This window comes from Oscillibacter sp., assembly GCF_032060045.1.
Taxonomy (GTDB): Bacteria; Bacillota; Clostridia; order Oscillospirales; family Oscillospiraceae; genus Oscillibacter.
Map to the genome: position 1 here is coordinate 9453 of NZ_DAMBZJ010000016.1, position 8674 is coordinate 18126.

11 protein-coding genes are annotated in these 8674 nt (G+C 54.3%); 6 read left to right on the forward strand and 5 right to left on the reverse strand.

What is annotated here, in order from left to right; genetic code table 11:
• A partial coding sequence (locus RT018_RS08040; protein ID WP_312940972.1) for a class II fructose-bisphosphate aldolase occupies positions 1 to 171 on the reverse strand: 171 nt, incomplete at its 3' end.
• Between the two features lie 236 nt (positions 172 to 407).
• Between RT018_RS08040 and RT018_RS08045 the strand changes: the two genes are divergently transcribed.
• Both RT018_RS08045 and RT018_RS08050 read left to right on the forward strand, forming a co-directional pair.
• A complete protein-coding gene (locus RT018_RS08045) occupies positions 408 to 1646 on the forward strand; it encodes a 6-phosphofructokinase (protein ID WP_312940858.1) in 1239 nt (412 codons plus the stop codon).
• A 159-nt stretch (positions 1647 to 1805) separates the two neighbouring features.
• Positions 1806 to 2057, forward strand: a complete 252-nt coding sequence (locus tag RT018_RS08050) for a hypothetical protein (protein ID WP_312940859.1) — start codon at positions 1806 to 1808, stop codon at positions 2055 to 2057.
• A gap of 109 nt (positions 2058 to 2166) precedes the next feature.
• On the opposite strand, the gene RT018_RS08055 is transcribed toward RT018_RS08050, so the two are convergent.
• Together RT018_RS08055 and RT018_RS08060 are read right to left on the reverse strand one after the other, a co-directional pair.
• Entirely contained in the window at positions 2167 to 2316 is a 150-nt protein-coding gene (locus RT018_RS08055) for a hypothetical protein (protein WP_312940860.1), read from the reverse strand.
• Between the two features lie 10 nt (positions 2317 to 2326).
• The gene (locus RT018_RS08060; protein WP_312940862.1) at positions 2327 to 3097 is read right to left on the reverse strand and encodes a type III pantothenate kinase; all 771 of its coding nucleotides are present in this window, start codon (positions 3095 to 3097) and stop codon (positions 2327 to 2329) included.
• A gap of 144 nt (positions 3098 to 3241) precedes the next feature.
• On the opposite strand from RT018_RS08060, the gene RT018_RS08065 reads away from it, so the two are divergent.
• Positions 3242 to 3760 carry a methylated-DNA--[protein]-cysteine S-methyltransferase gene (locus RT018_RS08065; protein WP_312940864.1) on the forward strand — a complete coding sequence of 173 codons (519 nt, stop codon included), beginning with the start codon at positions 3242 to 3244 and terminating at the stop codon, positions 3758 to 3760.
• Between the two features lie 67 nt (positions 3761 to 3827).
• On the opposite strand, the gene spoIVA is transcribed toward RT018_RS08065, so the two are convergent.
• Complete coding sequence (spoIVA, locus tag RT018_RS08070) at positions 3828 to 5303, reverse strand: stage IV sporulation protein A (RefSeq protein ID WP_312940866.1); 1476 nt, start codon at positions 5301 to 5303, stop codon at positions 3828 to 3830.
• Positions 5304 to 5513: 210 nt separating this feature from the next.
• Between spoIVA and RT018_RS08075 the strand changes: the two genes are divergently transcribed.
• The 3 genes from RT018_RS08075 (at position 5514) to RT018_RS08085 (ending at position 7948) form a co-directional block, all read left to right on the forward strand.
• The gene (locus RT018_RS08075) at positions 5514 to 6368 is read left to right on the forward strand and encodes a transporter substrate-binding domain-containing protein (protein WP_312940867.1); all 855 of its coding nucleotides are present in this window, start codon (positions 5514 to 5516) and stop codon (positions 6366 to 6368) included.
• A 74-nt stretch (positions 6369 to 6442) separates the two neighbouring features.
• Positions 6443 to 7174 (forward strand): amino acid ABC transporter permease, encoded by a 732-nt coding sequence (locus tag RT018_RS08080; RefSeq protein WP_312940869.1) that lies wholly within the window; start codon positions 6443 to 6445, stop codon positions 7172 to 7174.
• 15 nt (positions 7175 to 7189) lie between these two features.
• Positions 7190 to 7948, forward strand: a complete 759-nt coding sequence (locus tag RT018_RS08085; protein WP_312940870.1) for an amino acid ABC transporter ATP-binding protein — start codon at positions 7190 to 7192, stop codon at positions 7946 to 7948.
• A gap of 221 nt (positions 7949 to 8169) precedes the next feature.
• Here the strand turns inward: RT018_RS08085 and RT018_RS08090 are convergent.
• Positions 8170 to 8674, reverse strand: a 505-nt coding sequence (locus RT018_RS08090) for a LysM domain-containing protein (protein WP_312940872.1), incomplete at its 5' end; no start/stop codon positions are given.

Consider the following 8674-nt stretch of genomic DNA (forward strand, 5'->3'; position numbering starts at 1 on the left):
GGCGTAGGCCCGAGCGCCCTTGGATACCTGAAGGATCAGAGGGGCATCCAGATCGCGGGCGGCCTCGGTAATGCCCTGTACGATCTCCATGTTGTTGACGTTGAACGCACCGATGGCATAGCCGCCTTCATAGGCCTTTTGGAACATTTCGGTTGACGTGACCAGTGGCATATCAATCATCTCCTGTCAAAATTATTATTATCCGGGCGTGGCGAGGAAACGCACCCGGGTCTGCGCATTCATCCGAAGCGGTTTGGATACTAAAGAAAACGATTTTCTGATATCATAATAGCACAGAGAAATAAAATTGCAAGTATTTACAATTGTGGGTGAACATGATAAAATATTTTTATTATATATCAATCAAACCCGGCTTTCCGGGATGAAAAAGTCAGGAGGAACTATCCATGAGTGAACTGAAAGGCGCCTGCATACTGGGCCAGTCCGGGGGGCCCACTTCTGTGATCAACGCCAGCGCTTATGGCGTGATTGCCACCGCACTGAATTCTCCCGCCATCACTGCAGTTTATGGCGCGGAGCACGGCATCAAGGGAGTTTTGAACGACCGCCTGTTTGACATCGGCAAAGAGGACCCGTCAGAGCTGGCGCTTTTGAAGTACACGCCCTCCTCCGCCCTTGGTTCCTGCCGATACAAAATGGCGGACCCGGATATGGACGACACCGACTACAAACGCATCTTGGAGACGTTCAAAAAATATGACGTGCGCTACTTCTTTTATAACGGCGGAAACGACTCTATGGACACCTGCAACAAAATATCCAAATATATGCAAAAGGAAGGCTATGAGTGCCGTGTGATGGGTGTGCCTAAGACCATCGACAACGATTTGTACGGCACGGATCACTGCCCCGGATACGCTTCGGCCGCCAAGTATATCGCTACCAGCTGCATGGAGGTTTATCAGGATGCCCGGGTCTACGACACCGGAATGGTCTGCATCATCGAAATTATGGGCCGCCACGCTGGCTGGCTGGCCGGTGCGGCCGCACTGGCCACGGCCTATGGCGCGGGCCCCGATCTGATCTATTTGCCGGAGACGGACTTCAATATGGAGGAATTTCTGGCCGATGTAGAGCGTATCTACAAAGAAAAGGGCAACTGTATGGTGGCCGTGTCCGAGGGGATCCATTATGCCGACGGCACCTTTGTCTCCGAGGCGAAGGCTTCCGCCACCGACGGGTTTGGCCACGCCCAGCTTGGCGGTCTTGCCGCCACGCTTGCGGCTGTCGTCAAGGAGAAAATCGGTGCCAAAGTCCGTGGCATTGAGCTAAGCCTTTTGCAGCGCTGTGGCGCACATCTGGCCTCTGAGACGGATATTGAAGAGTCATTTATGGCTGGAAAAGTCGCCGTGGAAAATGCCGTCAACGGAATTACCGACAAAATGGTGGGCTTTGAGCGGACCGAGCGGGACGGCCATTACGTCTGCAAAACCGCTCTGCTGAACCTGACAGACGTAGCAAACACGGAGAAAAAGGTCCCCCGTGAGTGGATCAACGCCAGAGGCAACGGCGTGGAACAGCCCTTTATTGACTATGTACTGCCCCTGATTCAGGGCGAACCGAAGCTGCCGAAGGAGGACTCTCTCCCCCGCTTTGCGAAGCTTAAAAAAGTGCTGGCGAAATAAACGACAATATGGTGCGGCCCGCTCAAATGAGCGGGCCGCATGTTATTTTAGAACACGGTTATACCGTGTGCCGCACCACCGGTATTGCCCCGCACAATGCACTGAAGTTGTTTGCTATGAATATGATAGATTGCGGCCTGTGTATTGGAGGTAATTATTTTGGAACTTGAAACTTGTCGCAATGATGATACCGTCATGGATACTGTCATGATCGCGCGTGTTCTTCGCGCCGAGCGCTGCCAGCTACTGGTGTGCGATTGTGCTACAAACCAAAAGGTTGTTGTTCATGCAGACAATGCGTGCTGCTTTTCCTGCGGTGATTGCGTGTGCATTCGTTACAGCGGAGCCATGACGATGAGCCTTCCCCCTCAGATTTCCGCCACCTGTGTTGCACGGCACTGTGGAAACTGAGCCTGCGTTTTCTTATATAGCAGAGAGGGCCGAAAGGCCCTCTCTATTTTATTGAACCAAGCGCGGGCCACTATTTACGTCACGATTCCCTACGGACATTACCGCCATCTTACTTATGCTTACGGATAGCTTCCAACTCATAGACAATCCAAAAAATCATGGCCGAAGCTATGAACCAAATAAATCCCATATCTCCCAGAAACATTCCAATGAATCCCGCCACAAAAACGGATAGCGCAGCCCCAATTGCAAGTCTCATTTTCCACCTCCTAGCGGTTCTTCTGGTAGATGGCCCACAGCCCGTCCATCAAAAGGTACTTGTCGTAGACAATCTCATTTCGGCAGTACTTCACGATGATGGGCGCGCTTCCCCCCGTGGCAACCACGCTGACGGTTTTGCCGCGAAATTCCTCTCGGATGCGGTCCAACACGCCGTCCAGCATTCCAGCGGTTCCGTAGATGATACCGGCGCGCATGCAGTCCTCCGTATTTTTTCCAATAAGAGACTTGGGATGCTGGACAGAAATGGCAGGAAGCTGCGCCGCCCGGCGGCTCAAAGCTTCCAGCGAGACATTGACCCCCGGCAGCAAAAGCCCGCCCTCGTAGGTACGGTCATGGGAAATGACCCCGATGGTAATAGCGGTACCCATATCAATGGTAACGATGGGCGCGGCAAACTTTTCAAGGGCTGCTACCGCGTCCGCCACAATGTCGGCTCCCATCTGAGTCTGAAAGTCCATGCGGATGTTCAGGCCTGTTTTCACGCCGGGCCCCACCACCATGGGCGGTTTCCCCAGTAACCGGCCCACCGCCTTTTCCAGCATAAAATTCAACGGCGGAACCACGCTGCACACAATGGCTCCGCTGACGTCCTTCAGGTCGAAATGATACAGCGTGAACACGTTCATCAAATCAATGCTGAACTGATCTGCGGTCCTGCGGATGTCCGTATCCAGCGCGGCCAGAAATTTCAGTTCCCTGTCCGGGCCAAACAGCCCCACGGACGTATTGGAATTTCCCACGTCAATAGCCAAAAGCATGTCGCAATTCCCCCCTTGTCTGATACTTTTATGGTATCACGTCCAAACTCCTCTTGCAAGCAGAACTGCATTCTGCTATACTGTTTTTGTTAGTCGAACAAGTGTTTTTTTAATCGCTTTTAAAACTTGAAGGGAGTTTTGCCCATGGATACAATCTGCAAGCTTTCCTCTCCCCTTGGTCCCCTGCTCCTTGCGTCCGACGGCTCCGCGCTGACCGGGCTGTGGCTGGAAGGACAGAAATACTTCGGTTCTTCGCTAACGGGGCAAGAGGAAACCGCCGCGCTTGCGGTGTTTGACCGGGCAAGGGACTGGCTGAATACCTATTTCTCAGGTCAGATTCCCGGCTCTCTTCCACCGCTGGCTCCCCAAGGCAGCGCATTTCGTCAGGAGGTCTGGAAGTTGCTGCTGGAAATTCCCCGGGGCGAAACCGACACCTACGGTGCACTGGCGCAGCGTCTGCAGGCACGGGGAATATCCGCATCGGCTCGATCTGTGGGCGGCGCAGTGGGACACAACCCCATCTCCATTCTCATCCCCTGTCACCGTGTGGTAGGCGGCGACGGCTCCCTCACCGGCTACGCTGGGGGATTTGCGAACAAAATACGCCTGCTGGAGCTTGAGGGCATGGATTTGGAAAAATTCCACCTTCCCAAAAAGAGATAATAAAGGCAAAGCAAATATATACATACAAACAGAGGGGAGCACAACGTGCTTCCCTCTGTCCTTTTTATTAAAGTATAATGCAGATCAGCCCACCACTGCCCTCATTGATGATGCGGGTCAGCGTCTCCTGAAGCTTCTTCCGTGCGTCGTCGGGCATCCGCTGGAGTTTGTTTTGCAGGTCCTCGCTCACCAGCTCGTGGAAGCTGCGGCCGAAGATATTGGACTGCCAGATTTTGCTGGTGTCTCCCTCAAACTCCTGTAAAAGGTAGTTCACCATGTCCTCCGACTGCTTTTCGTTTCCTACGATGGGGCTAACCGCCGTCTCGATGTCGGCACGAATCATGTGGATGCTGGGGGCACTGGCCTTCAGGCGAACGCCGTACCGACCACCCTGTTTCATGATTTCCGGCTCCTCCAGCTTCAGCTCATCAAGGCCTGGAACCACAATGCCATATCCATTTTCCCGTACATCGTTCAGCGCACCCGCCACCTTGTCATACTCTGTTTTTACGGTGGCAAGCTGGGTCAGAAGACTCATCAAGTCTCCATCGTCCGCCACGGAGAAACCGGACTGCTCAGACAGTGTGCGATAAAATAGCTCTTGAGGCAGAAGCAGTACCGACGATGCCACGCCGGTTCCAAGGTCGATGCCGGTAAGCTTTGCGGCGCTGATGTTTTCGCTCTTTCCAAGCTGCGCAATTACGCCATCAACCTCCCGGATGTGGCGCAGTCCCATGGTCCCTTCCCGCACAGAGCTGTACAGTCCGGCCTTAATGGGGTGGTCCGCCGGAAGGGCGTCCACCCACGCGGGCAGGAACACATCCAGCTCCTGCATGGGAAACTCGTACAGCACGGCCTTCAACACGTCCGCCACTGCCGCCTCATCCAGCTCCAGACAGTTTACCGGCATGCAGTTCACGTCGTATTGGGCCGCAATGTCCTTTGCCATTGCCTGCACCCGCTCAGATTTGGGCGAGTCGGAGTTCAGCAGGACGATAAAGGGTTTTCCCAGCTCCTGAAGTTCCCGGATGACCCGTTCCTCGGCCTCCAGATAGTCTTCTCTGGGAATCTCTGAGATGGACCCGTCGGTGGTGATGACGATCCCGATGGTGGAGTGCTCCGCAATTACTCTACGGGTGCCAATCTCCGCCGCCTCCATCATAGGAATCTCGTGGTCGTACCATGGTGTTGTTACCATGCGGGGCTGGTCGTCTTCCGTGGACCCGATGGCGCCCCGGACCATATACCCCACGCAGTCAATCAGCCGCACGGAAAACGCTGCCCCGTCGGACAGTTGAATCTGGACAGCCTCCTCCGGCACAAACTTTGGCTCCGCCGTCATGATGGTCCGTCCCGAACCGCTCTGCGGCAGCTCGTCTCTGGCCCGCTCACGGCGGTAGACGTTTTCAATGTTGGGGATCACCTGCGTCTCCATAAACCGTTTGATAAATGTAGATTTTCCCGTGCGTACCGGGCCTACCACACCGATGTAGATGTCACCGGCGGTCCGGGTGGCGATATTCTGATAGATGGTCGTATTCATAGCATCCCCCGTCCTTCTTGCAATCCTGCTTCCACTCTATGTGGAAAGCCTGACAAGTATGACAGGCAGGACACATCGAAAATAGCACAAAAGGCAGTCGTTTTTCTGCGGATATTTTTGGGATATCGCATATTTACACTTGCGTGTTATCATGCTAAATTGATAAATAACTAAATCAAAGGGAACTACCCTTGAATTGGAGGAATTGTAATGAAACTAAAAAAGGTTTTGGCTCTGCTTGCTATGGCGGCAATCGTCGGCTCTCTGGCTGCCTGTGGTGGCACCGCACCCGCAGGCAGCAAAACGTCCGGCTCCGCATCGTCTTCCCCGGAAGCCGCGTCCGGCAGCGCGGCACGCACCACCTTTACCGTCGGCTTTGATGCCGAGTATCCTCCTTACGGCTTTATTGCAGACGACGGAAGCTACGTGGGATTCGATTTGGATTTGGCACAGGAGGTCTGCGATCGCAACGGCTGGGAACTGATCCGTCAGCCTATTGACTGGACCTCCAAGGACATGGAACTGGACGCAGGGAATATCGACTGCATTTGGAACGGCTTCACGATGACCGGCCGCGAGGAAAACTATACATGGGTAGGCCCTTACATAAATAATTCCATTATGTTCGTGGTGCGGTCCGACAGCGGGATTACCGACGCGGCGCAGCTTGCCGGAAAACCAGTGGTGACCCAGTCTGGCTCCTCCGCTCTCACGGCTCTGACCGACGATCCCGGCGATGGAAGCAACGACGAAAACCTTGCTCTGGCTGCCTCTTTCTCCGCGTTGGATGAGGTCCCCGACTACAACACCGCCTTTATGAATCTGGAATCCGGCGCCAACGATGCCATTGCGGTGGACATCGGAGTGGCCAACTTCCAGTTGAAAACCCGGGGTTCCGATAAGTTTGTAATGTTAGAAAAGCCTCTGTCCACCGAGCAGTATGGAATCGGCTTCAAAAAAGGCAACACGGAGCTGGCCGATCAGGTAAAGGCCACGCTGGATGCCATGTGGGCCGCATCCTACGATGCGCCGGAGTTGGCCGACATGCTCTGCTACGGCAAATAAACAGACTGGTTCCGTGAGGGCGGCGGGAAACCCCGCCGCCCTCACCAGCAATTGAAGAGCAAGGAGAATTGGGAATGGTTTTGGTCAATATACTTCAGCAGTTGCTGACGGGACTGTGGGCTGTCGTGCAGCTTTTTGTGCTGACATTGGTGTTTTCCATGCCTTTGGGGCTTCTGGTGGCGCTGGGGCGGATGTCCGCCTGGGCGCCTCTGCGCCGTCTTGGCATAAAGGGAGAATCCGTCGGGAAGAAGCCGGGCAAAGCAGTGTCGGCACTGCGGGCAATCAAGCCGGTGCAGGTGGTGGTGCGGTTTTTTATTTCCGTCCTCCGGGGCACGCCGCTGATGCTTCAGATGATGGTGGTGTATTTCGGGCCCTACTACGTATTCGGAATCAGCTTATCGGGCTATTCCCGCTTGCTGGCGGCGGTCATTGCGTTTTCCATCAACTACGCCGCCTACTTCGCGGAAATCTACCGGGCTGGCATTCAGTCCATCCCGCTGGGACAGTATGAGGCCGCGCAGGTGCTGGGTTATGGTCGAAGGCAAACCTTTTTTAAGATTATTCTGCCCCAAATGGTGAAGCGGGTCCTCCCTGCCGTCACCAACGAGGTAATAACACTGGTGAAAGACACTTCTCTGGCCTTTGTCATCGCCTATCAGGAACTATTTACCATCGCAAAGCAGATTTCCGCCGCCAATACCACAGTCCTGCCGCTGTTTATCGCAGGAGTGTTCTACTTTTTCTTTAACAGCGTGGTGGCCTGGGGGATGGAACGCATTGAAAAACGCATGAGCTATTATAATTGAGGAGGTGCCCGACTTATGAAAGTGATGGAGTTAAAGTGCGTCCGCAAGTCCTTTAACGGGTCTGCGGAGGTGCTGCGGGATATCTCCGTGGGCGTGAATAAAGGCGAGGTAGTGGCTATTATTGGTCCCTCCGGATCGGGAAAGTCCACGCTGCTGCGCTGTGCCACTCTGCTGACGGAGATGGACGGCGGCGAGTTGTCCTATTCCGGAAACAAAGCCGCGTGGAATGACGAGCAGGGCAAGACGGTCTATGCCGGCAACCTAAAAAAGATACGCCGCTGCTTTGGGCTGGTATTTCAAAATTTCAACCTCTTTCCCCACTACACGGTTCTGAAAAACGTGATGGATGCGCCCGTTAGTGTGGCGGGCCGCAATCGGACGGAAGCAGAAAAAGAAGCCATGGATCTGCTGAAAAAAATGGGCCTTTCCGACAAGGCAGAGTGCTATCCCTGCCAACTCTCCGGCGGACAGCAGCAGCGGGTGGCCATCGCACGAGCACTGGCCATGCAGCCAGAGATTCTGTTTTTTGACGAGCCTACCTCCGCGCTGGACCCAGAGCTGACCGGCGAAATCTTAAAAGTTATCCGCCAGCTTGCGAAAGAAAAAATGACCATGGTTATCGTCACCCACGAAATGGCCTTTGCTCGGGATGTGGCGGATCGTGTGATTTTTATGGACGGCGGAGTCATTGTGGAGCAGGGTGCTCCCAACGAGGTACTTGGTGCGCCAAAGGAAGAGCGAACAAAGCAGTTTCTGTCCCGGTTTTCCAACTAAGGGGCAAACATTCTGGCAATCATTTTTGGAGAGGAATGTGCTGGAGTTTCCACCACAATTCCTATCGAAAGAAGGTATTTCAGGAATTACTTCCCATGAAGTAATGATGACTCCGCACTTGGGGGCGCCATGAGGATTTTATTTCTTTCGTCGCTCCGGCAACGAAATTCTACTTAACAAGTTTAAAGCGGTCCGGCTATGCCGGACCGCTTCTTTAATGATTATAAGCGCTTTCTGGGAATCAGCAGCAACTTATCTTCCGAAACGGCTCCTTCGTCCTCCAAGTCATTTGCAGAGAGGATGTTGGTTACAGTGGTGTTATACCGCTTAGCAAGGTCCCAAAGCGTCTCCTGCCTGTTTTTACACCGCAACACCAGAGAAGGTGCACCGGTTAGATCCTTGGGGGCTTCGCTGCTGATTTTTGCAGAGGATACGCAGACCCTCTTTTTCCGAGAAACTGCCTCTGCACGGAACTCCACCGAGAACCGAACCTCAATCCCCCGGTCCCCCAGGCTTCCCTGTACCTCCTCGGGGCAAACGGCGTGCGCAGTGACCCGGCAGTCCTCTGGCAACTCCATCTGGCAGCTCACGTCGATGTTTCGTTCGGCCATCAGCGCGGCACCGCCCTCGTCCAGATACAGCGCCCGAACGCTCACTGCGGTGCGTAGAGTGCTGCCGCCCCCTTCGCGGCTGACGGATACGGCGCTGGGAGAGGCGGAAAGCGTC